The organism is Chitinophaga chungangae (assembly GCF_017742215.1).
GTDB classification, from domain to species: Bacteria; Bacteroidota; Bacteroidia; order Chitinophagales; family Chitinophagaceae; genus Chitinophaga; species Chitinophaga chungangae.
On sequence record NZ_JAGHKP010000001.1, the window covers coordinates 735,285 to 757,660 of the forward strand.

Annotated in this window: 23 protein-coding genes; 14 read left to right on the forward strand and 9 right to left on the reverse strand. The window is 53.0% G+C overall.

What is annotated here, in order from left to right; genetic code table 11:
* Positions 1–7: 7 nt before the first annotated feature.
* Positions 8–910, reverse strand: coding sequence for a DUF2268 domain-containing putative Zn-dependent protease (locus tag J7I43_RS03205; protein WP_209143155.1), 903 nt, complete (start codon positions 908–910; stop codon positions 8–10).
* A gap of 178 nt (positions 911–1,088) precedes the next feature.
* On the opposite strand from J7I43_RS03205, the gene J7I43_RS03210 reads away from it, so the two are divergent.
* The 5 genes from J7I43_RS03210 (at position 1,089) to J7I43_RS03230 (ending at position 5,716) form a co-directional block, all read left to right on the forward strand.
* The gene (locus tag J7I43_RS03210) at positions 1,089–1,397 is read left to right on the forward strand and encodes a hypothetical protein (protein ID WP_209143157.1); all 309 of its coding nucleotides are present in this window, start codon (positions 1,089–1,091) and stop codon (positions 1,395–1,397) included.
* Positions 1,398–2,007: 610 nt separating this feature from the next.
* Entirely contained in the window at positions 2,008–3,363 is a 1,356-nt protein-coding gene (locus J7I43_RS03215; protein ID WP_209143159.1) for a DUF2130 domain-containing protein, read from the forward strand.
* 111 nt (positions 3,364–3,474) lie between these two features.
* Positions 3,475–4,095 carry an HAD family hydrolase gene (locus tag J7I43_RS03220; protein ID WP_209143161.1) on the forward strand — a complete coding sequence of 207 codons (621 nt, stop codon included), beginning with the start codon at positions 3,475–3,477 and terminating at the stop codon, positions 4,093–4,095.
* Positions 4,096–4,420: 325 nt separating this feature from the next.
* A complete protein-coding gene (locus J7I43_RS03225; RefSeq protein WP_209143163.1) occupies positions 4,421–5,062 on the forward strand; it encodes a DUF4136 domain-containing protein in 642 nt (213 codons plus the stop codon).
* Positions 5,063–5,092: 30 nt separating this feature from the next.
* Positions 5,093–5,716: an outer membrane beta-barrel protein gene (locus J7I43_RS03230; RefSeq protein ID WP_209143164.1), complete on the forward strand. Its 624-nt coding sequence runs from the start codon at positions 5,093–5,095 to the stop codon at positions 5,714–5,716.
* A gap of 55 nt (positions 5,717–5,771) precedes the next feature.
* Here J7I43_RS03230 and J7I43_RS03235 read toward each other — a convergent pair whose 3' ends face one another.
* Both J7I43_RS03235 and J7I43_RS03240 read right to left on the reverse strand, forming a co-directional pair.
* Positions 5,772–6,752, reverse strand: a complete 981-nt coding sequence (locus J7I43_RS03235) for an FAD:protein FMN transferase (protein ID WP_209143166.1) — start codon at positions 6,750–6,752, stop codon at positions 5,772–5,774.
* 21 nt (positions 6,753–6,773) lie between these two features.
* A complete protein-coding gene (locus tag J7I43_RS03240) occupies positions 6,774–7,952 on the reverse strand; it encodes an acyl-CoA dehydrogenase family protein (RefSeq protein WP_209143168.1) in 1,179 nt (392 codons plus the stop codon).
* Between the two features lie 80 nt (positions 7,953–8,032).
* On the opposite strand from J7I43_RS03240, the gene J7I43_RS03245 reads away from it, so the two are divergent.
* Positions 8,033–8,470, forward strand: a complete 438-nt coding sequence (locus J7I43_RS03245) for a YciI family protein (RefSeq protein WP_209143170.1) — start codon at positions 8,033–8,035, stop codon at positions 8,468–8,470.
* A gap of 51 nt (positions 8,471–8,521) precedes the next feature.
* On the opposite strand, the gene pyrF is transcribed toward J7I43_RS03245, so the two are convergent.
* A complete protein-coding gene (gene pyrF / locus J7I43_RS03250) occupies positions 8,522–9,322 on the reverse strand; it encodes an orotidine-5'-phosphate decarboxylase (protein WP_209143172.1) in 801 nt (266 codons plus the stop codon).
* Positions 9,323–9,437: 115 nt separating this feature from the next.
* Here pyrF and J7I43_RS03255 point away from each other — a divergent pair, with 115 nt between their 5' ends.
* Positions 9,438–10,298: a sugar phosphate isomerase/epimerase family protein gene (locus tag J7I43_RS03255; RefSeq protein ID WP_209143174.1), complete on the forward strand. Its 861-nt coding sequence runs from the start codon at positions 9,438–9,440 to the stop codon at positions 10,296–10,298.
* Between the two features lie 41 nt (positions 10,299–10,339).
* Positions 10,340–11,710: a Gfo/Idh/MocA family protein gene (locus J7I43_RS03260; protein ID WP_209143176.1), complete on the forward strand. Its 1,371-nt coding sequence runs from the start codon at positions 10,340–10,342 to the stop codon at positions 11,708–11,710.
* Between the two features lie 386 nt (positions 11,711–12,096).
* Here J7I43_RS03260 and J7I43_RS03265 read toward each other — a convergent pair whose 3' ends face one another.
* Positions 12,097–12,714, reverse strand: coding sequence for an FMN-binding negative transcriptional regulator (locus J7I43_RS03265; RefSeq protein ID WP_209143178.1), 618 nt, complete (start codon positions 12,712–12,714; stop codon positions 12,097–12,099).
* A gap of 76 nt (positions 12,715–12,790) precedes the next feature.
* On the opposite strand from J7I43_RS03265, the gene J7I43_RS03270 reads away from it, so the two are divergent.
* Positions 12,791–13,210: an RDD family protein gene (locus J7I43_RS03270; RefSeq protein WP_209143180.1), complete on the forward strand. Its 420-nt coding sequence runs from the start codon at positions 12,791–12,793 to the stop codon at positions 13,208–13,210.
* Here the strand turns inward: J7I43_RS03270 and J7I43_RS03275 are convergent.
* Entirely contained in the window at positions 13,207–14,304 is a 1,098-nt protein-coding gene (locus J7I43_RS03275; protein ID WP_209143182.1) for an Mrp/NBP35 family ATP-binding protein, read from the reverse strand. The genes J7I43_RS03270 and J7I43_RS03275 overlap by 4 nt on opposite strands.
* A 108-nt stretch (positions 14,305–14,412) precedes the next feature.
* On the opposite strand from J7I43_RS03275, the gene J7I43_RS03280 reads away from it, so the two are divergent.
* Complete coding sequence (locus tag J7I43_RS03280; protein WP_209143184.1) at positions 14,413–15,051, forward strand: carboxypeptidase-like regulatory domain-containing protein; 639 nt, start codon at positions 14,413–14,415, stop codon at positions 15,049–15,051.
* Between the two features lie 104 nt (positions 15,052–15,155).
* A complete protein-coding gene (locus tag J7I43_RS03285) occupies positions 15,156–16,043 on the forward strand; it encodes a 3-hydroxybutyryl-CoA dehydrogenase (RefSeq protein WP_209143186.1) in 888 nt (295 codons plus the stop codon).
* A 290-nt stretch (positions 16,044–16,333) separates the two neighbouring features.
* Here the strand turns inward: J7I43_RS03285 and J7I43_RS03290 are convergent, their stop codons facing one another.
* Positions 16,334–17,299, reverse strand: a complete 966-nt coding sequence (locus tag J7I43_RS03290) for a GlxA family transcriptional regulator (RefSeq protein ID WP_209143188.1) — start codon at positions 17,297–17,299, stop codon at positions 16,334–16,336.
* A 123-nt stretch (positions 17,300–17,422) separates the two neighbouring features.
* Here J7I43_RS03290 and J7I43_RS03295 point away from each other — a divergent pair, with 123 nt between their 5' ends.
* Positions 17,423–17,794, forward strand: a complete 372-nt coding sequence (locus J7I43_RS03295) for a VOC family protein (RefSeq protein WP_209143190.1) — start codon at positions 17,423–17,425, stop codon at positions 17,792–17,794.
* Positions 17,795–17,919: 125 nt separating this feature from the next.
* Here J7I43_RS03295 and J7I43_RS03300 read toward each other — a convergent pair whose 3' ends face one another.
* Positions 17,920–18,105, reverse strand: coding sequence for a hypothetical protein (locus J7I43_RS03300; RefSeq protein WP_209143192.1), 186 nt, complete (start codon positions 18,103–18,105; stop codon positions 17,920–17,922).
* Between the two features lie 184 nt (positions 18,106–18,289).
* Between J7I43_RS03300 and J7I43_RS03305 the strand changes: the two genes are divergently transcribed.
* Positions 18,290–20,623, forward strand: a complete 2,334-nt coding sequence (locus tag J7I43_RS03305; protein WP_209143194.1) for a T9SS type B sorting domain-containing protein — start codon at positions 18,290–18,292, stop codon at positions 20,621–20,623.
* Between the two features lie 162 nt (positions 20,624–20,785).
* A complete protein-coding gene (locus J7I43_RS03310; protein ID WP_209143196.1) occupies positions 20,786–21,676 on the forward strand; it encodes an aldo/keto reductase in 891 nt (296 codons plus the stop codon).
* Between the two features lie 57 nt (positions 21,677–21,733).
* On the opposite strand, the gene J7I43_RS03315 is transcribed toward J7I43_RS03310, so the two are convergent.
* Entirely contained in the window at positions 21,734–22,372 is a 639-nt protein-coding gene (locus tag J7I43_RS03315; RefSeq protein WP_209143198.1) for a hypothetical protein, read from the reverse strand.
* Positions 22,373–22,376: the final 4 nt, after the last annotated feature.

A 22,376-nucleotide genomic window follows, 5' to 3' on the forward strand; every position in this document is an offset into this window, starting at 1 on the left:
GTATTTATTATTTGCCGGCCCGCATATATTTCTTCAAATACCCGCTCTTGTCCAGGAAGTCTTTATGGTCTTTAATGTTGAGCATTTCACGCACCGCCTGTTTTTTATCGGGGGAATTCCGGAAATATTGCCGCGTAATTTTGTAGCCCATCCAATAACCGAGGTCATTGGGCCGGTCGTCTTTCCCTGAAACGCCATACAGCCAGTCTTGATAATCCGTACCATCCATCCGCCGGACAAATTCTTCACACAGCCGCTCTTCATGTTGATCGCCGTATGCCATTGCCTTATCGTCGCCGGCGCGGCCGGAGATCAGCTCCCCTAAAAAATCCGCGACGCCTTCCATAATGCTTTGCTGCAGTAAGGTCGGGTTTTCGGGCCAGTTCTTTTGCTGGAAATGGATCAGCTCATGTGCCACAACATAGGGAACGCCCTCCGCATCAGCCTGTTTTTCGGCACCGATATACACGCCGGTTTCACCTGCCGTGCCTCCCGAATTAAATGCGCCTATCACAAAATAAACGGGAGGGAACCTTGCTTCGGGATACCAATATTTCAAGGCATAAAATGTACTTCTGCATTGTTTTTCTTTCGTGGTCATCTGCATGGTGATGTCCCTTACTTTCCCGTAATCTTTTTCCCGCTTTTTAACTACCTCCAGTAAATGCTCCGCGCTTTTGATCCTGTTTGGTATAAATCCTTTCACACCGGCGCTGCCGATATCAATATAAGCGCTGCCAAAAGGATTGGTTGTGGTGTCTTGTTTGAACAGGTCAAAGGCCTTCCAGAAATTATTGATGTCTTTCGTAATAAAAACAGCGCTGTCGGGATCGCTGGGGTAAGGCGCCTGGGCTTTGGCGCTCTGGGTTAAAAGCACGCCCGTTACCAGCGCCAGGTAATATTTTATCATGTAAAACAACTTTTATCAATAAAGACGACCGGGTAATGGAAAAGTTGCACAGGTCCGCGCAACCCTGCCTCATCCCAACATCGTTAAACAACATTCAGAACGTAGAATAGGTCGTTCCAGGTTATCGTCCGCCCGCTGGGCTTTGCACAACGCTATTTTTTTGATCAAAATACAGTTCATGTTACGTTTATTATGCATTGCATTCTGTTTTCTGACCGGTTGCCCGGCCATGTCGCAGCTTACGCCGTGCAGCCGCGCGAAAGCTTTTTTTGATGCCTTTCCTTCCATGGCTGGTACTTCGGCGGAAACGCACGCTTTATATTACAACGCTTCCGGGAAGGATCGTTTTAGGGAGTTCAATGATCTTATCGACGACTACCTGGATTCACTGCTGGCCCGCGCCGGCACGAAAAGCTTTGCTTTATGGTGGATCGTGATCAACCCAAGACTGTACTCAGCCCTTCTATCAAAACAGAACCCGTGTTAGCTCCTTCCATCAAAACAAACAGAACCCGTGTTAGCTCCTTCTATCAAAACAGAACCCCTGTTAGCTCCTTCCATCAAAACAAACAGAACCCCTGTTAGCTCCTTCCATCAAAACAAACAGAACCCGTGTTAGCTCCTTCCATCAAACAAACAGAACCGTGTTAACCCCTTCCAACAAAACAAAACAGAACCCGCCAGGAAAAGCAGGTTGGTTTTTAATTTTCCAATGCACTTGTTGAAGAATGCACAATGTTTACCAAAATCCGGGTATGCCCGTGGATACGGTCCCCCGTGTCAGAGTTCCCCAAAATGAATCAGTAATTTAATTATCGCGACTTTCAGCATGTGGAAACATGCCTCGTCCTTTTGTTTTCTGTTTCCAAATTCCGAAACCAAATTTCGGAAGGAGAAGGATCAAAACATGAAAAACAGGCTGAGGAAATCTCCGGATTAGAATAGAATATCCCGGAAAAGGCGATGGAAAATGAAATTTGCAATAGGGCGCCGCGGGAAACGGCATTACTGAAAAATCGGCTAACTTTACACCCACGCACGCAGATACACTGCGCTTCGCCGCCGGAGATTTAAACCGGCTATTAATCATGTGAACTATGGGAACTTCAATCACCTGCCCGGCCTGCAAACATCATTTCGTCATGGAAGATGCTTTCGCAGCAGATATCGAACGGGAAATGCGGACAAAAATGGCCGCCGAATGGCGAAAAAAACTCGATGAACTGCAGGCGCAGAAAAACGAAATAGAGCAACAAACACTGGCCGCCAAAAACCAGATGGAAAAAGAACGACAGCAAATCGCGCAAGACCGCGAGACCATCCTCCGGCAACGCCAGCAACAAGACGAAGAGCTTGGTAAACGCCTCCAGGCCGAAAAAATAAAACTGCAGGAACAAATGTCCGCTTCCATCCGCAAAGACGTGGCCGCCGACTTCGAAAACCAGCTGCAACTGCTCAGACAGTCACAGCAAGACAACGAAGAGAAACTCAAAGAAGCCCGCCTCAAAGAGCTGGAATTCCTCAAAAAAGCGCAGGACCTCCAAAACCGCGAACAGGAACTCGAACTTTCCCTCCAGAAACGGATCCTCGAAGAACGTACCCGCCTCACCGAACAGATCCGCAAAGACGAGGCCGAACGCAATAACCTGAAAGAAACCGAGCACCAGATGCGCATCCGCGAAATGGAAAAACAACTGGAAGACCAGCGCCGCCTCGCCGAAGAAATGCGCCGCAAAGCCGAACAAGGCTCCATGCAGCTCCAGGGCGAAGTTCAGGAGCTCGCGCTCGAAGAAATGCTGCGCGCCACCTTCCCCTTCGACGCCGTCAGCGAAGTGGGCAAAGGCGTGCGCGGGGCCGACTGTATCCAGACCGTGCGCAACCAGTACGGCCAGGAATGCGGAAAGATTATCTACGAAAGCAAACGCACCAGCAGCTTTTCCCCTGAATGGATCGAAAAGCTGAAAGCCGACATGCGCAGCCAGGGCGCCGACGTAGCCGTGCTCGTTACCCGCACCATGCCCCCCGGCTTCGAACGCTTCGGCGAAAAGGAAGGCGTATGGATCTGCTCTTTCCACGAAGTGAAAAGCCTCACCTACGTGCTCCGCGACGCCATCCTGAAGATCTACAGCTCCGCCAAAAGCCAGGAAAACAAAGGCGATAAGATGCACCTCCTCTATCATTACCTCACCAGCGGCGAATTCGCAGAACAATGGAGCGCCATCCGCGAAGGTTTCCGCGCCATGAAAGCCTCTATCCAGAAGGAACGCGAAGCCATGGAGAAACTCTGGAAAGCCCGCGAAAAACAATTGGAAAAAGTGCTGCTCAACGCCGCACACATCAAAGGTTCCATCGAAGGCATCGCCGGCAGCGACTCGGTAGACCTCCAACTGCTCGACGAAGCTGCCGATGCCCTGCTGACAGGCCCCGGCCGGCAGCCGGACGACCAGTCTTAGATATTTTATAAAAAAAATTGATATAAAGCCTTGCTTGCCAGCGAACCGTGCAATACATTTACCGTTATGAAACCGGGCCCCAGTTCCCGGAACCAATAAAGATAAGATTCAATGAAAAACCACGCTTACCACTCCATCATATTTGATCTCGGCGCCGTGCTCGTTGACTGGAACCCCCGTTACCTGTACAGCAAGATCTTCGCGACGCCGGAAGAAGTGGAAGATTTCCTCGAAAACGTCTGCACCTCCGACTGGAACGAGACCCAGGACGAAGGCCGCAGTCTCGCCGAAGGCACCGACCTGCTCATCGCGCAGCACCCGCAGTACGAAGCGCAGATACGCGCTTTTTACGGCAGATGGAAGGAAATGCTGGGCGGCCCCATCCCGGAAACCGTGGAAATTCTCAAAAAACTCAAGGAAAGCGGCCGCTTCAAACTCTACGCCCTCACCAACTGGAGCAACGAAACCTTTCCCATCGCCCTCATGGAATACCAGTTCCTGCAATGGTTCGACGGGATCGTGGTGTCCGGAAAGGAAAAACTCCGCAAACCGCATCACCCGTTCTACCAGCTGCTGCTCGACCGTTATAACGTCGATAAATCAACGTCCATTTTTATCGACGATAATTCCAGGAACGTAAAAGCCGCTGAAGAATTCGGCATCGAATCCATCCATTTTCTCAGCCCCGCGCAACTGCAGGAAGAACTCTCCAGCCGTGGCATACTAAACTGACCTTTCCGGCGTTCTACAACGCAAAAACATAACATTTATTTTCGAGAATATATAAGGTAAATCCCCCATGCAAGCCGCCCCCAGGGCGGCTTTTGCTTTAACATTTCTTTAGCGGTATTTTAACTTTTCTACTGTAAACCAACAGTAACTTTCTCCTGTCTATAGCGTTCAATAAAAAGACAGCCGGAGTGACGTTGATATCGTGAGAATATGGAGAATGATGTGGGTCCGTTTACCAAATTGACAGTAATGCAGGGTAGAAACAGTGTGTGAACGGACTGCATCTTCCGGCCATTCCCTAAAACCGGATAAAAATTGAACACATATGAAAAGAACAGGATTTATGTTAAGCGTGTTGGCTGCGGGCGCATTGCTGGTAAGCAGTTGCAGGAAGGACCCTCTCAAAGACATGACGGCTGAAGAATCCCGTATTTATGTAACGAATTACGACGAAGAAGCCGATTTCTCCTCTTACAAAACTTTCAGCATAGTAGATTCCGTTGCAGTCATCAGCAACCGCCAGGGCGCCGCAAAAGAACTGACGGCTTACGATCAGGCGCTGCTGACGAACCTTAAATCGTCCATGCAGTCGCGCGGGTACACGCTGGTAGACAAAAGCGCGAAACCCGATCTCGCCATGAACGTTACCCGTATCGACAACACTACCACACAGGTGGGCTACGACCCCGGTTACTGGGCAGGATGGCCCGGGTATTGGGATACCGGCTATTGGGGCTACCCGGGCTGGAACTACTGGTTCCCGTCTTATTACACCGTATTCCAGTACAATGAAAAATCGGTGGCGGTAGACCTTGTGGACCTGAAAAATGCGGCCAGTCATGGCAACCAGCTTACCGCCATCTGGAACGCGCAGCTGCGCGGCACCGGCGTGTGGAACGGCAATAACCTTGATTCCATGCTCAAGGCGGTGTTCGACCAGAGCCAGTACCTGAAAACATCTAACTAACTGATTGGTGAAAGTTAAAAAAGAAGAAAAATGAAAAGTATCAAAACAATCATACTCGTGCTGATCGGCTCGCTGGGCGTAAGCGGCGCTTTCGCGCAAAGCAGCAGGCCGCCGTTGTCGCTCAACCTGAACTATTCCATCGCGCAGCCGCTCGGCTCCCTGAGCGATTACGCCAAAAACACCAGCTTCCGCGGCTGGCAGATAGGCCTGCAATACGCGCTCAACGACCGCCTGGCGCTGGGCCTCAAAACCGGTTTCAGCGATTTTTATGAAAGAGTGCCCCGCGCCGTATATCCCGGCAAAGGCGAAGATGTGAGCGCCATGCAAACCCACACGCTGCAAACCATTCCCATCCTCGCTACCGTGCAGTACACGCTGGCTTCCCCCGAAGCAAGGGTGATGCCGTATGCCGGCCTGGGCGTGGGTACCGCCAACATGAACTACGAAAAATACTGGGGCGAGTTCGTGGAGAAAGAAAATAAATGGGCGTTCCAGGTGAGCCCCGAACTGGGCGTTAACGTGCCTTTCGGAAAATATTCGCCGGTAATGCTGAATGCAAACGTTCAGTACAATTACGCGCCGTTTAAAGTGAACGAGATCTCAAACTTCAATTCGATACAAGCAAATATTGGCGTGAAGTTCCATATCCAGTAACCACAATTGACGGAACATGTGAGTGTGAGGGGCTGCCAGGGGCGGCCCCATTTTTTTACCGTTGTTCGAAGAACCCTTCGGAATATTTTTCGCGCACCTGCCCGTCTGCATCCTTGTAGATATACAGGGCGCCGAGTTTCAGTTTGGGATGATCGCGGATAAAATCCAGTCCTTTTTCCACGCCCAGCAATATCAGCGCATTGTCGTAGGCATCGGCCGTGATAGCGTCTGGCGCGGTTACGGTTACGGTGATGATGTTGTTGTGGACGGCTTCGCCGGTGCGCGGATTGATGGTATGCGCGAAACGCGTGCCGCCTTCGTCGAAGAAACGCCGGTAATTGCCGCTGGTGGCCACCGCGCCGCTGGTCATCATCAGCAGGTTTTGATGGCCCGCCCCCTGTTCCAGCCTTTCGATGCCCACGCTCCAGGGCAGTCCTTTTTCGTTGTTCCCCAAGGCCACCAGTTCGCCGCCCACGTCCACGAGGTAATTGGAGATACCGCGCGACAGCAGGAATTTGGCGATCACGTCTGACGTATATCCCTGCGCAATGCCGTTGCAGTCTATTTCAACGCCGGGCTCTTTTTTAAGCAGGTACCGCGAGCGTAATGTAAGGTTTTGATAGCCCACATGCCGCAATGTTCGCCTGATGGCCTCGGGCGTGGGTTTGCCGTTGTTGTGCCGTTCCACACCGAAGCCCCAGAGGTCTACCAGCGGTTTCACGGTAATGTCGAACAGCCCGTCGGTTACGCGCGATACTTCCTGCGCTTTTTTGATCACCGTGCGCATATGATCGTCCATGATCACCTTGCCGCTTTTATTGAAGCGGCTGATCAGCGAGCTGGGCAGGTACAGGGAAAGGGAGCGGTCTATCTGTTTGAAAAGCCCTTCGATCTCCGGCTGCAGGGAAACGGTATCCCTGCTGAGGTATTTGATCACGTAATAAGTGCCCTGCGCTTTGCCGGAAACGGTGATGGCCTTTTGCGCGTACGAACTAACGGTGATGCATATACTTAGCAGCAATAATAAACCCTTCATGCGCACAATTTAATAAAATCGTCAGGAAAATGCATTTTGACCGGTAATGTCCATGCCGGTGATGAGCAGGTGTATCTCGTGTGTGCCTTCATAGGTGAGTACGCTTTCCAGGTTCATCATGTGCCGCATGATCGGGTATTCGCCGGAAATACCCATCGCGCCCAGGATCTGCCGGGCTTCGCGTGCGATGTGCGAGGCGGTTTCGCAGGCGTTGCGTTTGGCCATGGATATTTGTTCGGGCGTGGCTTTATTGTTGTTTTTCAATACGCCCAGCCGCCAGTTCAGCAGTTGCGCCTTGGTGATCTCGGTGATCATTTCGGCGAGTTTTTTTTGGATCAGCTGGAAACCGCCGATGGGTTTGCCGAACTGAACGCGTTCCTTCGAATAACGGAGCGCGGTATCGTAACAGTCCATGGCCGCGCCGATAGCGCCCCAGGCGATGCCGTAGCGGGCGCTGGAAAGGCAGGAGAGGGGCGCTTTCAGCCCGGAAGCGCCGGGAAGGATGTTGCTTTTGGGGACACGCACGTTGTCCAACACCAGTTCGCCGGTAGCGCTGGCGCGCAGGCTCCATTTGTTGCGGGTCTCGGGGGTGGAAAACCCTTCCATCCCGCGTTCCACGATCACCCCGCGCACTTTTCCCGCAGGGTCTTTGGCCCATACGAGGGCAATATGCGCAAAGGGTGCGTTCGATATCCACATTTTGGCGCCGTTGAGCAGGATGTGGTCGCCGTCGTCGTCGAAATAAGTGAGCATCCCGGCGGGATTGGAGCCGAAATCCGGCTCGGTAAGCCCGAAACATCCCATGATCTCGCCGGTGGCCATTTTGGGCAGGAAACGCCGTTTCTGCTCTTCACTGCCGTAAGTGAAGATCGGGTGCATCACCAGCGAACCCTGTACGGAAGCGGTCGAGCGCACGCCGCTGTCGCCGCGTTCCAGTTCCTGCATCATCAGGCCGTAGGAGATATAATCCAGTCCGCCGCCGCCGTATTCCACGGGAAGCGTAGGGCCGAAGCAGCCCTGCTGGCCCAGGCCGGGTAAAATGTGCTCGGGAAAGGCGGCCCGCTGGCAATAGTCGTCTATGACGGGAGTGACGGCCTTCTTTACCCATTCCCGCACGGAAGCGCGCACGAGTTGATGTTCTTCGGTAAGCAATTCGTCCAGTTGATAATAGTCCGGCGATTGAAACAGGTCCTGGTGCATGGGTAAAGATTTTGTGTATGGTTCCAATTTACGGAATTACACCAAAGTTGCTACCTTAGGGCAGAGCAAATCTGTTCCGTATGGCCAAACTGATGCCTGTGTTCCTGCTGGCGGTGTTCCTGACTTTCGTGATCGCCACTTTTTCTTCCCGTACCCTCCGTTTTACCGCCGAACAAAACCAGCCGGTGGCCGGTATCGATGCGGAACCGCAGGTGGAAGTGAAACAATACTGGATGGTATTTCTCGAAGCCGGGCCCAACCGCGGGCAGGACGCTGCCAGCACCGCGCTTATCCAGGAAAAACACATCGCGGGCATCCGGAAAATGGCGGCGGACGGCAAACTGCTGGCCGCGGGGCCTTTCGGACATGCAGACAGCCTGCGCGGGATCTTTATTCTCAATTGTAAAGACAGCCTCGAAGCCGTTTCGCTGATCGATTCGGATACGGCGGTAATGACGGGAAGATTGACCTACACGATCAAACCCTGGTGGACGGTGAAGAACTGCCTGTTCCGCTAAAAAAAGCGCCCCGCAATCGCGAGGCGCCCATGAATATTGTTTCTTTCTTTTTTAGAGATAACCTGCCATTTCTTTTTGCAACTGCAACGCGGCGGCATGCGCATCGTCGGCAAACCGCTCGTCGTTGCCCGCATAAATTACCGCGCGGCTGGCGTTCACCAGCAGGCCTACATCCTGGTTCATCCCTTTTTCGGAGATGTCGTTCAGGCTTCCGCCCTGCGCGCCCACGCCGGGAACGAGGAAAAAATGGTCCGGCACCACCTTGCGGATATCTGCCACGGCGCTGGCCTGCGTGGCGCCTACCACGAACATCATATTATCAGGCGAGCCCCATGAGGCGCATGTTCTCATCACGTTTTCATACAATTTTTCCTTTCCCAGCGTCTGCTTCTGGAAATCGGCGCTGCCCGCGTTGGAGGTAAGCCCCAGTACGATCGCCCATTTTTCCGGGAAGGCGAGGAAAGGCTCCACGCTGTCGCGGCCCATGTAAGGCGCCACGGTCACGGAATCGAAGCCGTAGGTTTCGTAGAAGGTTTTGGCGTAATAAGTGGAAGTATTGCCGATATCGCCGCGTTTGGCGTCGGCGATGGTGAATATGTCTTTCGGGATGTATTCCACGGTGCGCTGCAGGCTTTCCCAGCCGCGGATGCCCTGGCATTCATAAAAGGCCGTGTTGATCTTGTAAGCAACGCAAAGGTCTTTTGTAGCGTCGATGATGGCCTTGTTGAAGGCGAACATCGGGTCGGGGTGGGATAGCAGGTGTTTGGGGATCTTGTGAATGTCCGTATCGAGACCGACACATAAATAAGACTTCCTGTCCCTGATGAGCTGCACCAATTCCTGTCTGTTCATAGTGTAATTTGCAATTAGCAGCGAATTTCAGGCATTTTTGCCAAATCCCCATTTTGATTTTCCGATTTAAGTGCTTATTTTTTGCTGTGCCACGGTATGTAAAAACTAGATTCCCATGAAATTATCCGCGTTGTTCAGCCTGTTATTCGCCCTCGTATGGCCTTTTTTGCAATCGAATGCGCAAACGCTGCCGCAGATCGGCGTAGCCACTTCTTTCGACAACGACAGCCTGCTCAGCAGCGCCGGTTACGTGTATATCGAAGAATCAGCCCGTAAACTGCTTGCCCCCGGTGTGCCCGATTCCACCTACCGCCACCAGCTGGCCCGCCTCAAAGCCATGAAGCTCGAAGTACGCTCCTGCAACCTTTTCCTGCCCGGCACCATCCGCCTCATCGGCCCCGGCGCCACGCCCGAAAAAGAAATTCTCGGGTATGTGGACACCCTCATGTCTCACGCCCGTGAAGCCGGCATCAAGATCATCGTGTTCGGCAGCGCCGGCTCCCGCAAACTGCTCGACGGCATGGACCGGCAAACTTCCGTCAAAGAACTGGTCGCCATTTCCCGCAAAATGGCACAGGTGGCCGCTAAATACGACCGGATCATCGCCATTGAAAACCTGAACAGCACGGAAGATAATTTCCTTACCACCCTCGAAATGGTCACCAGCCTGGTGAAAGCCGTGGACCATCCGAATTTCAGGATCACGGCAGACATCTATCATATGAAAAAAGAATCGGAAGATCCGGAACATATCGTGAAAGCCGCGCCCTGGCTGGTGCATTGCCACATCGCCGAAAAAGAAGGCCGCCGCGCGCCGGGCACGCTGCCGGAAGATTTCAGGCCTTATTTCGCCGCGCTGAAAAAAGCCGGCTACAAAGGCCGCATCACCATCGAATGCAGGTGGGAAAACATGAAGGAAGAATGCAGGCCCGCATTGGTATTCATGCAGCAGCAGCTCAAAGAAGCCTATCAATAACACAGCATAGCACAATCACTACAACAAAAAAATGATCCGATATGACCGAAGTTAAAAAGGACCGCCGCGAATTCCTGAAACTGTCCCTGATGGGCGGCGCGGGCGTTGCACTCAGCGCAATGGGGATGCCGGCCAGCAGCTACGCCCGCATCATGGGCGCCAACGACCGGGTAAACGTAGGCGTGGTGGGTTTTTCAGACCGTTTCAGACAGGCGCTTATGCCCTGTTTTATGGGGAACCGCAAAGATTTGAACTTTGATATCGTGGCCGTGTCCGACATCTGGAACAGGCGCCGCGAAGAAGGGAAAGCCATTCTTGAAAAACAACTGGGGCACGGCATACAGACCTGCGTGAACAACGACGAACTGTACAAGATCAAAGACCTCGACGCGGTGATGATCGCCACGGCAGACTTCCAGCACGCTTTTCATGCCACCGAAGCCGTTAATAACAAAAAAGATGTGTACTGTGAAAAACCTTTCGCCGAAACCATGGCCGACGCGCGGATGGCGCTCAAAGCAGTGAAAGAATCCGGCAAAGTGTTCCAGGTAGGCACGCAGCGCAGAAGCGGGACAAGCTATCACGCCGCCGCCAAATTCATACAAGAGGGAAAATTCGGCCCCATCACCATGGTGGAAATGACCTGGAACGTAAACCAGCCGGGCCGCTGGCGCAGGCCGGACCTTACGGGGTCCATCAAAGAATCGGATGTAGACTGGCAACGTTTTCTCTGCACGCGCCCCAAAGACAGCTGGGACCCGCGCAAATACCTCGAGTTCCGCCTATTCTGGCCTTATTCCTCCGGCATTTTCGGCCAGTGGATGACGCACCAGATCGATACGGTCCACTGGTTCAGCGGTCTCAAACACCCGCGCAGCGCCGTTGCCAACGGCGGCATCTACCAGTGGAAAGACGGCCGCACAAACGCAGACACGCTCACCGCAGTGTTCGACTATGGCCCGCAAAACGACCCCTCCAACGGTTTCCAGGTGGTATACAGCTCCCGCTTCCACAATTCGGCAGGCGGCACCAAGGAATTGTATTTTTCCAACGGCGGCATGATCGATATGAGCACGAATAAGATCAGTCCTACCGGCGGCCTTCGCGAAAGGGAAGCGAAAGAAATGGGCATGAAGGCGAACCTGCTGCCGGAGCTCGACCTCAGCAAAAACGCCGCTGCAGTGGAAGCCGGCGCCAACACCGGCGGCGACGATACCACGAACGCGCATGTGCGCAACTGGATGGAATGCGTAAGAAAACAGGACGTGAAAACGAATGCGCCCATCGAAGCCGCATATTCCCATTCCATCGCGCTCATCATGGGCACCGCCGCTTACAGAACGGGCATGAAAGCAACATTCGACGAAGCCAAACAAGACGTAATCGTAGGAGGGAAGGTGTTTACACTATAATTTTCCCCGCGCTATGGTGGGCCGGGTTGAAATATATATTTTAAGAAAATAAACTGGGCTGTGTGTTTCTTTTTATCGTGCTCAGTATTTTCTTAAAATATATATTTCAACCCGGCCCTTCTTTTTTGACTGCGTTGGAAAATTTTAGTGTTTTTTGGTGGGAGCAGGGGAAATTGGTGGGTTGGGGGAGTGTTTTCTTTTTTTGCATTGGCATTGGGGATCTCAATCAGGTGAATGTTTGTGGCATGACGAATTTTCATCCTCCATCTTTTTTCATGGAATTTCCCCCGGGGAAAAGAGATCATTCAAATTTTTATAAAAAGCTGTGCATCCTGCCCCGAAATGCAAGACAAAGTTCTTTTTATAAAAATTTGAATGATCTCTTTTTAGCTGCGCCGTTTAATCATTTCAGCAGCGATCTCCTGTGCGCCGGATGAGGGATGCTGCTGTAAATGCTGCACCACGCTGGCATAATCTTTATCGCTTTTATTCTGACTGAGCTTAAAACGCGTATCGATGCGCGTGATAGCGATCTCGAAACCGGTAATGGCTTTGAGATTGTTGCGGATCTCTTTTTCGCCGATGTCTGACATGGTTACGGGGCGCCGGCTGGCGGCTTCGTATTTGTTCATCAGCGCCCCGAGCGATTCGATAAGCTCGTTTTCGCTCTGGATGCGGAGTGTGCCGTATACGTGCACTGCAATATAATTCCAGGTGGGGATCTTATCTTTTTCGTACCAGGAAGAAGAAATGTAGGCGTGGGGGTCGGAGAATACCGTGAGGAAAGTTTGCCCGCTGGTGAAAGCCGCGGCCTGCGTGTTGGCATTCGCGATATGACCGCGGAGCACGAACTCGCCGGGAGATTTTTCCGCCAGCTCAACCGGCAGGTGCGTACCTGTGGGGAGGCCGTCCTGCACGCTGATCAACAGCGCAAAACTATGCCGGTGGATAAACGCCGCGATGGTTTCCCAATCCTGTTCCTGGTGAAGGCGTGGAGCGTACATTTTTTGTTGTGTTTGATTTTATGTATGTTAGTGATATCGTTTTCCCGTTTCTATTCCCCTTAATAATACCTGTACCATGAAACATTCGTCTGACCTCGAAGTTATCGAATATCCCCTTTTGATTAAAAGGATACAGTCGGCGACCGCCGATTTCCTGGTGATTATTTTGCTGATGCTGGTTGCTTCCAAGCTGCTGGAGGCTTTGGGTGAAGACAGGCCCGACTGGGTGAATATCGTTCTTTTTATCGCGGTATGGGGCGTATATGAGCCGCTTTGCACGGCTTTCGCCTGTACCGCCGGCAACCTGGTGTGCGGCATCCGGGTGAGGGACGTGAAAGATCCGGGAAAGAGGATCTGTTTGGGGAAGGCGTACATCCGCTATATACTGAAGGCTGCGCTGGGCTGGTTGTCTTTTTTAACGATTCATTCCAATCCCGAACGCCGCGCCATTCATGACCTCGGCGCCGGGAGTGTAATGATTATAAAAAGAGCTTAAACTACGATCTCCACGATCTTTGTCGGGGCGATGTTGGCATTGCGCATCGCGATGCTGCGGGCGGTATTGCCTGCAAATTCGGCGAACGCTTCTTTGGTAACGGAATCGTTGCCTGCAACCGCGGGCACGCCTTCGTCGCCGCCTTCGCGGATGCTTTGCACCAGCGGGATCTGTCCCAGGAAGGGAATTTCCAGTTCTTCAGCGAGCCTTTTGCCGCCTTCCTTGCCAAAAATATAATACTTGTTCTGCGGCAGCTCGGCCGGCGTGAAATACGCCATATTCTCCACCAAACCGATGATCGGCACGCGGATCTGCGGGCTGCTGAACATGCTGATACCTTTTTTGGCGTCCGCCAGGGCAACGTCCTGCGGCGTGGTTACGATCACCGCGCCCGTAACAGGCACCGTCTGCACCAGCGTAAGATGGATATCACCGGTGCCGGGAGGCATATCAATGATCAGGTAATCCAGTTCTTCCCAGTACACATCGCTCACGAATTGTTTCAGCGCGCTGCTGGCCATGGGGCCACGCCATACGATGGCCTGTTTTTCGTCTACCAGTAGACCGATAGACATGAATTTGATGCCGTATTTCTCCATCGGCACGATCATGCCTTTGCCGTCCACGTTCACCATCATCGGGCGCTCGCCGCGTACCCCGAACATGATGGGCACGGAAGGGCCGTAAATATCGGCGTCCATCAGGCCTACCTTGGCGCCATCCTGCGCGAGCGCAAGGGCCAGGTTGGCCGCTACGGTGGATTTGCCCACGCCGCCTTTGCCGGAGGCCACCATGATGATATTTTTAACGTTCGGCAGCAGCGATTTGCCGTCCTTACGGTTGGAGCTTACGTTTGCGGTCATTTTTACCTCTACCTCAGCCTCTTTGCTCACCAGGTGAACGATCGCGTTTATACAGGCGTTTTTGATCATTTCCTTCAGCGGACAGGCCGGTGTGGTGAGCACTACCGTGAATTTTACTTTATTGCCGTCGACCTCAATGTCCTTCACCATGTTAAGGGTCACCAAATCCTTGCCCAGATCGGGTTCTTCCACATTCGACAGTGCCTCGAGGACCTTTTCTTTTGTGATCATAAATTGATGTTAAAATTGTTTCCGATCTGCAAAGTTAACCTAAATTGATGTTTAATTTGTTGGTTTTATATTCGTGTTTCCGGGAGGAACATATATCTTAGTAGCTGCATGCATAAGAAACTGATCATACTATTTTCCCTGCTGTTTATGCCGTTTTTGCTAAGAGCGCAGCTGAAAGCGTTCAAAGACAGCATTATACAAATTTCCGGTATTACCATGACGGCCGACAGCCTCCGCGCGATCCCCGCGGTGAGCATCCTCGTGAAAGGCCAGAACCGCGGCACTATTTCCAATAGCCAGGGCGTGTTTTCCATCGTGGCCTTCAAAGGCGACACCCTTACTTTCAGCGCCGTAGGTTTCCGTAAAAAAGACTACAGGATTCCGGTGGAACTGGTCGGGAACAGCTATTCCCTTATTCAATTGATGACGGAAGACACGCTTTACCTCGCCGAAACCGTGATCCATCCATATCCCACCCGCCGCGAATTTGAAAAGATGTTCGTGAATATGGACATCCCCAACGATATGTACGAAGTGGCCCGAAAAAACAACGAACAGGCCAAATTGCGCGCCATGGCCCGTTACATACCGGTAGACGGCGGCGGCGCCTATAACGTGTTCATGCAAAAACAGCAGCAATCGCTCTACTACGCCGGGCAAACCCCGCCGCAGAACATCTTTAACCCGCTGGCCTGGGCCCAGTTCATCGAATCGTGGAAACGCGGCGATTTCAAGCGCAAAGATTAAACATCAACGGTTATCCTGATCCAAACTCCTGCGGCTATGTGCGGCCCGGAATGCCTTTTTCCTTAAATTGCCGCTCATTGATCAACCACCAAAATAGATCTTCTATGCAGAAAGTAGCTGTGATCGGCGCAGGCACCATGGGAAACGGCATCGCTCACGTATTCGCCCAGCACGGGTTTGCGGTTCACCTCGTAGATGTGTCGCAACAGGCGCTGGATAAAGCGCTGGACACCATCATCCGCAACCTCAACCGCCAGTTGTCCAAAGAAAGCATTACCGAGGCAGACAAACAGCAGACCATTTCCAATCTCCATACCTTCACCAGCCTCGCCGCCGGCGTGCAGAACGTAGACCTGGTGGTGGAAGCCGCCACGGAAAACGTGGAGCTGAAACTGAAGATCTTCCGCGAGCTGGACGAACATACCGGCCCGGACGTAATTCTGGCCAGCAATACTTCTTCCATTTCCATCACGAAGATCGCCGCGGTTACCCAAAAACCCGGAAAAGTGATCGGCATGCATTTCATGAACCCCGTGCCCGTGATGAAACTCGTGGAGATCATCAACGGTTACGCAACTGAAAAAAGCGTGACGGAACACATCACGGAACTTTCCAAAAAACTCGGTAAAGTGCCCAGCGTGGCAAACGATTACCCCGGGTTTATCGCCAACCGAATCCTGATGCCGATGATCAACGAAGCGATCTACACCTTATACGAAGGTGTGGGCGGCGTAGAAGAGATCGATACGGTGATGAAACTCGGCATGGCCCATCCCATGGGCCCCTTGCAGCTGGCGGATTTCATCGGGCTGGACGTTTGCCTGTCTATCCTCAACGTGCTGTACGACGGCTTCGGCAATCAGAAATACGCGCCCTGCCCTTTATTGGTGAACATGGTGACCGCCGGTTACCTGGGCGCCAAAAGCGGCGAAGGGTTTTATAAATATACCGCGGGCAGTAAGGACCTCGTGGTGAGCGAACGTTTTCTCTGAAAAATTGTAACCCGCCGGCACAAGCCTGGCGGGTTACTCATTCAAAATCCCATATCAAATCAAAATCTTTTTCTGCATCGCATGGCTTGGCTGCGCAGACAGCAAAAAATAATATTGCCAGGTGTTTCATCTGCCTTCCGGCACGTACATACGTTGCGGCATACCCGTTTCCGTTAGATCGTTAAAGAAGCGCATATCAATGCCTGTTTCATTTTCATGAAATCAATTTAACGAGTGCTGATTGATGCTAGAGGGTTACTGATTGATTAACAGGATTCCGTTGTTTTTGTTCAGCCCGCGTATTTTTCGCGGTATTCTTTGGGGGAAAGGCCTACTATTTTCCGGAACAGCTGGCGGAAGGCCTTCGCGTCTTCATAACCGGTCTGCATCATCACGCCGGTGATGTTTTCCTGTTTCTGTTCGAGCATTCTTTTCGCCGCTTCGATGCGCAGCCTTTGCAAATATTCGATGGGTGTTACGCCGGTCGCTATTTTGAAGCGCCTGATAAAATTGCGGCGGCTCACAGGCAGGCCGCGTATCACTTCTTCCACGGTGAGCCTGTCGCGAAAGCGCTCTTCCATTCTTTGCTGCGCCTCGCACACCAGCTCGTCCTGGTGCTCGCGCGAGGGTGACCAGTTGGCGAAATAGGATTGCTGCGCGCGGTCCATATCGATGGCAAAAACTTTGGCGGTATGGATGGCGGTTTTTCGGTTGCAATATTTTTCGAGGATGTGCAGCAAAAGATGGAAAGTGGAAGTAGCGCCGCCGCTGGTGTAGATGCCGTTATCGTCCGTCACCACAACGTCCGGCTCCACGATCACGTCCGGGTAGGCACGGGCCAGCTCTTTAACGGCCGTAACGTGTGATGTGGCCCTTTTGTTCCTGAGCAGGCCGGTGGCGGCGAGCAAAAAAGCGCCGGTGCAAAAGCTGGCCACTTCCGCGCCTTTGTCTGCCTGCTGGCGTATCCAGCCGATAAACCCTGCGTTTTCGCGCACGTAAGCGGGAATGTCGCCGCTCACAAAAGCGGGGATCAGCACCAGGTCTGAATGGTTTACTTCGCAGAGCGGCACGGCCTCGTACATTTCGTGGAAAGAAGGCGCTGTATCGCGGCCTTCGAGCGTTACCAGCCGGATGTCGAAGAAGGGGAGGCCGGTATGTTCCTGGTAATACTGATTCACGGTCTGGAAAACGTCCAGTATGGCGGCAATACTGATAGGACGGTAATGCTGGCTGAGGATTACAGAAAGCTTTTTCATAATCAGGTGAAATGGTTTAGCAAGTTACTAAAAATTTTGGCATAAATGACCCGGTAAATTGACCATCCTGCCCTCCGAAAATCCCTGCAGGTGATTGTAAATTAGCAGTAAATACCACCTGTTATGCAAAAAAAGCCCGGCACCCTCATTGGGTTCGACCTCACGGTGAACGACGCGGAAACCGTCAGCCAGTTCTATCATAAAGTGATCGGTTGGGAAATAGGCGCGCAGAAAATGGGGGATTACGAAGATTATTTCATGAAAAACCCCGCTACCGGCGACATTATAGCCGGTGTTTGCCATGCGCGCGGCGGCAATAAAGACCTTCCGCCGGTCTGGCTCGCGTACATCCAGGTGGAAGACCTCGACGCCAGCCTGGCGCAGGTAGAGAAACTGGGTGGAAAGATCATGAGCGAAAAAAGAAAAGCGGGTGAAATGGGAAGTTATGTGCTGGTGCAGGACCCCGCGGGCGCTTATTTTATGTTATGGGGATAAAAAGGAACGCCATACACAACCTGGTACGGGGCCGCCAATGCGCGGCCCCGTTGGTTTTCAGGGAGAGGGCATTTCGTATTCCATGAAAAAAAACCGGGCGCGGCAGGCCGGGCTTCCGGTTATTTTTAACGGGTTTTGATGAATTCATGCCCGCAATAAGGGCAATGCGTCAGCCCCGCCTGTTTCACGCCTTTCGCGCCGCACGCCGGGCAATTGCGGTTAGGCGGTGAAGACGCCTGGCCTGCCGGCGGCCCCAGCTTCAGCTTGTCAATGATGTCCAGCGGTTTGTTTTTGTCTTTTTCTTCTGTCATACCATACATTTTTCTAGTGGTTCTTAAAATCTGCTGTGCGTAAAAATGTGCTTATAGGGAAACCAGCTGCCTGAATTAACGGATATAAATATAATAAAAAAGTGTAAAATGAAAATATTGATGGATGAACGGCAGGTTTTAATCCGTACATTTAGCCACTGTCCTCCAGGATGAAAATGGATTCATGCTGAAAAAATTATTACTATACCTGCTGCTGATCTTCGTCGGCCGCGCCCAGGCCCAGGATTGCACCGCACTCGGACAAAACCCGTCCACCGCATTCCCCGTTTGCGGCGATCAAACCTTCCTGCAGCGTTCCGTTCCCATTTGCGGGGACCAGCAGGTGCCCGGCCCTACCTGCAACACCCCGGGCGCCGGGCAGCACAGGAATAAAAATCCTTACTGGTATAAATTCACCTGCTACAAAACCGGCACGCTCGGTTTCCTGATCAAACCGCTGATACTCGAAGAAGACTACGACTGGCAGCTGTTCGACATCACCGGCAAAGACCCCGAAAACGTGTATTTCGACCGCACGATGTACGTCGCCATGAACTGGTCCGGGGAATACGGCCTTACCGGCGCTTCGGTAGACGGCACCAGCGTTACCGTCTGCAGCGGCCGGGGGCAGGCCCTGTTCAGCGAAATGCCGCAGCTTACGGAAGGGCACGAATACCTGTTGCTGATCAGCCATTTCAGCGATACACAAAGCGGTTATGAATTGTCTTTCGGCGGCGGTACGGCCGAGATCATCGACCCGGTGTTGCCGGAGATCACTTCCGTAAAATACGACTGTGCATCTTATTCCGTGGGCATTAAACTGAGCAGAAAAGTGCTCTGCAGCAGTCTTGCCGCCAACGGCAGCGATTTCCGGCTTTCCGCCGGCGCGCCCGCCATCGTTTCAGCGAGAGGCGTGACCTGCGGCAACGGCTTCGATCTCGATTCGATCACCCTCTTCCTGGCCGGGCCCCCCGCGCCGGGGCAGTATACCGTAAGCGTACGCAATGGCAGCGACAACAATACCTTGCTCAACGTGTGCAGCAAACAAATGCTGGCAGGCAACAGCATGGATTTTTCCATGCCCGCGTTCCCCGCGCCGCGCATGGCCGCAGTGCAAACGCCCGATTGCGGGCCCAACGAGATCGTGCTGGCATTTCCCGACCCTATCCGCTGCAGCTCCGTAGCGGCCAATGGCAGCGACTTTACCATCACCGGCCCTTCGGCGGTGAGCATCGTGGCGGCTGCTACCGCCTGCGCCGCCAACGATCTGACCAACACCGTTACGCTCAGGCTGAACGCGCGGATCATTACGCCCGGCACTTACACCGTGCGCCTGGCGGGCAGCGTGCTCAGCGAATGCCATATTCCCAGCCTGCCCGGCGGCGAAGCGGATTTCGATATTCCCCCGCAACCGCCCGTGCTGCTGCGCGGCATTCCCGTTGTGGGTTGCGAGCCTTCGGCCGTAAAGATCGGGCTGAGCGTTCCGGTGCGTTGCAGCTCTATTGCGGCGGACGGCAGCGATTTCACGATCCGCGGCAATGCATCCGTAAGGATTGCCGGCGCTACCGGCATTTGTAACGCGGAAGGGTTGGCGGATTCAATTGAATTGCGTTTCGGCGCGCCCATTCAAACCGGCGGAACGTATGAAGTGGTTTCCGCTTCCGGCACAGACGGCAACACCCTGTTCAGCGAATGCTGGCAACCCGCCGCCACCGGGCAGATCGCGGTATTCAACGCGGCGGATACGGTGAATGCGGACTTCACTTTCGGTCTTGATTTTAACTGCAAGCTCACCACCGCCAATTTCCATCACCACGGCCGCAACGGCGTCGATTCGTGGAACTGGCTGCTGGACGGCACAGACCGTTTCAGCATACAACACCCCGTAAAAGTGTACGACAGCTTCGGCTCCAAAACAGTGACGCTGGAAGTAAGCAACGGTGTTTGCCGCGCAAGGAAAGACACGGCGATCACGATCGTCAGCGAACTGACGGCAGGCTTCAGCGTTGATTACGGGCCGTATTGCCCGCTGGAAATGGTACGCCCCGTTGATCAGAGCACTGGCAATATCGTGCGCTGGACCTGGGACTATGGAAACAACGCAACATCCACCGGCAGGGAAGCCGTTCCCATGCGTTATTTTCCGCAGCTCCGCGACCAGGATTATACCATCCGGCTGATCGTGGAGAACGACAAACATTGCCGCGACACCGCCATACATACGATCAAGGCGGCCCGCAGCTGTTACGTGGAAATTCCCTCCGCGTTTTCGCCGAACAACGACGGCGTGAACGATTATTTCTATCCCGTGAACGCCTACAAAGTCACCGATCTTCGCCTTGCCGTGTACACCCGTGGCGGTCAGCTGGTATTCGAAACGAACAATTGGCTCAAACGCTGGGACGGCAAGATCAACGGCTCTCCCGCGGAAGTGGGCACCTACGCCTGGATGATCGAATACACGGACCAGCTCGGCGAAAAAGTGCAGAAAAAAGGTACCGTCGTGCTGATACGCTGATAAAAAAGCCGCCTCTCCCGGAGGCGGCCGGTTCATGATAGTTATGGTTTCTTAAAGATTTTGTGTTCGGCCTCAAAGGCAAAGAAGCGCGGTACATCCGTGTGAAAGCGCCTACGCAGAAGGGTTTTATTTTCACGGACGAGATTATCGTATATTAGGAGTATGAAGTACCATACACTGGGCCGTTCGCCGCTAAAAGTGAGCGAAGTGGCGTTCGGCTGCATGTCTCTCGGGATGGACGATGCGGCTAACGAAAAGCTGATCCACCGCGCATTGAACGAAGGCATCAACTTTTTTGATACGGCGGACCTGTACGATAAAGGATTCAATGAATCCTCGCTGGGCAAGGCGCTGAAAGGAAAAAGGGAAAAAGCGGTGATCGCCACGAAAGTGGGCAACCAGTGGCGGGCAGACGGTTCCGGCTGGGACTGGAACCCGCGTAAGGAGTATATCATCGCCTGCGTGGAGAAAAGCCTGCAGCGGCTGCAAACCGACCGTATCGACCTGTACCAGCTGCACGGCGGCACTATCGACGACCCGATCGATGAGACCATCGGGGCGTTTGAACTGTTACAGCAACAGGGGAAGATCCTTTATTACGGCATTTCTTCCATCCGGCCCAATGTGATCCGCGAATACGCAAAACGCTCCAATATCGTAACCGTGATGATGCAGTACAGCCTGCTGGACCGGCGGCCGGAAGTATCCTGCTTCGGCGTGTTGCAGCAGCATGGCATCGGCGTGCTGGCGCGGGGCAGTCTTGCAAAAGGCATATTGGTGAATAAACCCGCCGTTGCTTATCTCGATTACAGCGAAGCGGAAGTGCAGAAAGCGAAAGACACGATAGCAGCGGTTTCCGGCGCAGAACGCAACCCGGCACAGACGGCGTTGAAATATGCGCTGATGCACCCGGTGGTGTCCAGCGCGGTGACGGGCATCAGAACAATGGAACAGCTGCTGGAACTGGCGAAGGAAACGCCGCGGCTGAACGAAATGGAATACGAACAATTAACCGCCGCAGTGCCGGTGAAAGATTATACGCAGCACGTGTGAGCGTGTTTGCAAAACAAATTAAAAAGGCTGAACGGGTTTTCCTTCAGCCTCTATTTTTTACTTCTTCAGCAAACCTTCCCTTTCCAGCTGCCCTACCAGCGCGGCGGTGTAGCTTTTCGAGAAATCGTCTACGCTGTTGGGGTTCATGGTAGACGATTGCATGGAAAACAGCAGCGTTTCCGTTTGCGCATCGTACATGTTGCCTTCCATGAAATAAGTTTTGTCCGTCGTGTAATAACCCGGATCGTACATCATCGGCCCCCAATAGCTGTAATATCCCCAGAAGCTGCCGTACCAGCCATAAGCGGGATACGGGCGGTAAGGGCCGGAGCCGGGCACGTAGCGGGTTTCGCTGGTCTTATCTACCAGCGCCACGGTAAAGATCGCGTCGCAGCCCAGTTCGCGCACCTTGTCGAGGATGGTTTCTTTATTGGGGATCTTGTCGCGGGTGAAATTGGGAGGGAATATGTCCGCGCTTTTTATAGCCTTGTAACCCCTGGCCTGCGCGGCATTGGCGAGGTTGGTCTCGATAGCGTTCTTCGCATTCACATTATGCACCAGTGCCGCAATAAAAATGGACTGGTAAGATTTCTTCGGGGCGTCGGGGTTGCGGTAGAAATCGGTAACGCGGGTAGTGGTGCTGCATGCGGCCAGCGTCATGCAGGCGAATAACATCAGCCGGTATGTATTTCTCATAACA

Excerpts from the sequence above, each read along its gene's own strand:
- J7I43_RS03205 (WP_209143155.1), bottom strand. The coding sequence starts at position 910 with ATGATAAAATATTACCTGGCGCTGGTAACGGGCGTGCTTTTAACCCAG.
- J7I43_RS03210 (WP_209143157.1), top strand. The coding sequence starts at position 1,089 with ATGTTACGTTTATTATGCATTGCATTCTGTTTTCTGACCGGTTGCCCG.
- J7I43_RS03215 (WP_209143159.1), top strand. The coding sequence starts at position 2,008 with ATGGGAACTTCAATCACCTGCCCGGCCTGCAAACATCATTTCGTCATG.
- J7I43_RS03220 (WP_209143161.1), top strand. The coding sequence starts at position 3,475 with ATGAAAAACCACGCTTACCACTCCATCATATTTGATCTCGGCGCCGTG.
- J7I43_RS03225 (WP_209143163.1), top strand. The coding sequence starts at position 4,421 with ATGAAAAGAACAGGATTTATGTTAAGCGTGTTGGCTGCGGGCGCATTG.
- J7I43_RS03230 (WP_209143164.1), top strand. The coding sequence starts at position 5,093 with ATGAAAAGTATCAAAACAATCATACTCGTGCTGATCGGCTCGCTGGGC.
- J7I43_RS03235 (WP_209143166.1), bottom strand. The coding sequence starts at position 6,752 with ATGAAGGGTTTATTATTGCTGCTAAGTATATGCATCACCGTTAGTTCG.
- J7I43_RS03240 (WP_209143168.1), bottom strand. The coding sequence starts at position 7,952 with ATGCACCAGGACCTGTTTCAATCGCCGGACTATTATCAACTGGACGAA.
- J7I43_RS03245 (WP_209143170.1), top strand. The coding sequence starts at position 8,033 with ATGGCCAAACTGATGCCTGTGTTCCTGCTGGCGGTGTTCCTGACTTTC.
- pyrF (WP_209143172.1), bottom strand. The coding sequence starts at position 9,322 with ATGAACAGACAGGAATTGGTGCAGCTCATCAGGGACAGGAAGTCTTAT.
- J7I43_RS03255 (WP_209143174.1), top strand. The coding sequence starts at position 9,438 with ATGAAATTATCCGCGTTGTTCAGCCTGTTATTCGCCCTCGTATGGCCT.
- J7I43_RS03260 (WP_209143176.1), top strand. The coding sequence starts at position 10,340 with ATGACCGAAGTTAAAAAGGACCGCCGCGAATTCCTGAAACTGTCCCTG.
- J7I43_RS03265 (WP_209143178.1), bottom strand. The coding sequence starts at position 12,714 with ATGTACGCTCCACGCCTTCACCAGGAACAGGATTGGGAAACCATCGCG.
- J7I43_RS03270 (WP_209143180.1), top strand. The coding sequence starts at position 12,791 with ATGAAACATTCGTCTGACCTCGAAGTTATCGAATATCCCCTTTTGATT.
- J7I43_RS03275 (WP_209143182.1), bottom strand. The coding sequence starts at position 14,304 with ATGATCACAAAAGAAAAGGTCCTCGAGGCACTGTCGAATGTGGAAGAA.
- J7I43_RS03280 (WP_209143184.1), top strand. The coding sequence starts at position 14,413 with ATGCATAAGAAACTGATCATACTATTTTCCCTGCTGTTTATGCCGTTT.
- J7I43_RS03285 (WP_209143186.1), top strand. The coding sequence starts at position 15,156 with ATGCAGAAAGTAGCTGTGATCGGCGCAGGCACCATGGGAAACGGCATC.
- J7I43_RS03290 (WP_209143188.1), bottom strand. The coding sequence starts at position 17,299 with ATGAAAAAGCTTTCTGTAATCCTCAGCCAGCATTACCGTCCTATCAGT.
- J7I43_RS03295 (WP_209143190.1), top strand. The coding sequence starts at position 17,423 with ATGCAAAAAAAGCCCGGCACCCTCATTGGGTTCGACCTCACGGTGAAC.
- J7I43_RS03300 (WP_209143192.1), bottom strand. The coding sequence starts at position 18,105 with ATGACAGAAGAAAAAGACAAAAACAAACCGCTGGACATCATTGACAAG.
- J7I43_RS03305 (WP_209143194.1), top strand. The coding sequence starts at position 18,290 with ATGCTGAAAAAATTATTACTATACCTGCTGCTGATCTTCGTCGGCCGC.
- J7I43_RS03310 (WP_209143196.1), top strand. The coding sequence starts at position 20,786 with ATGAAGTACCATACACTGGGCCGTTCGCCGCTAAAAGTGAGCGAAGTG.
- J7I43_RS03315 (WP_209143198.1), bottom strand. The coding sequence starts at position 22,372 with ATGAGAAATACATACCGGCTGATGTTATTCGCCTGCATGACGCTGGCC.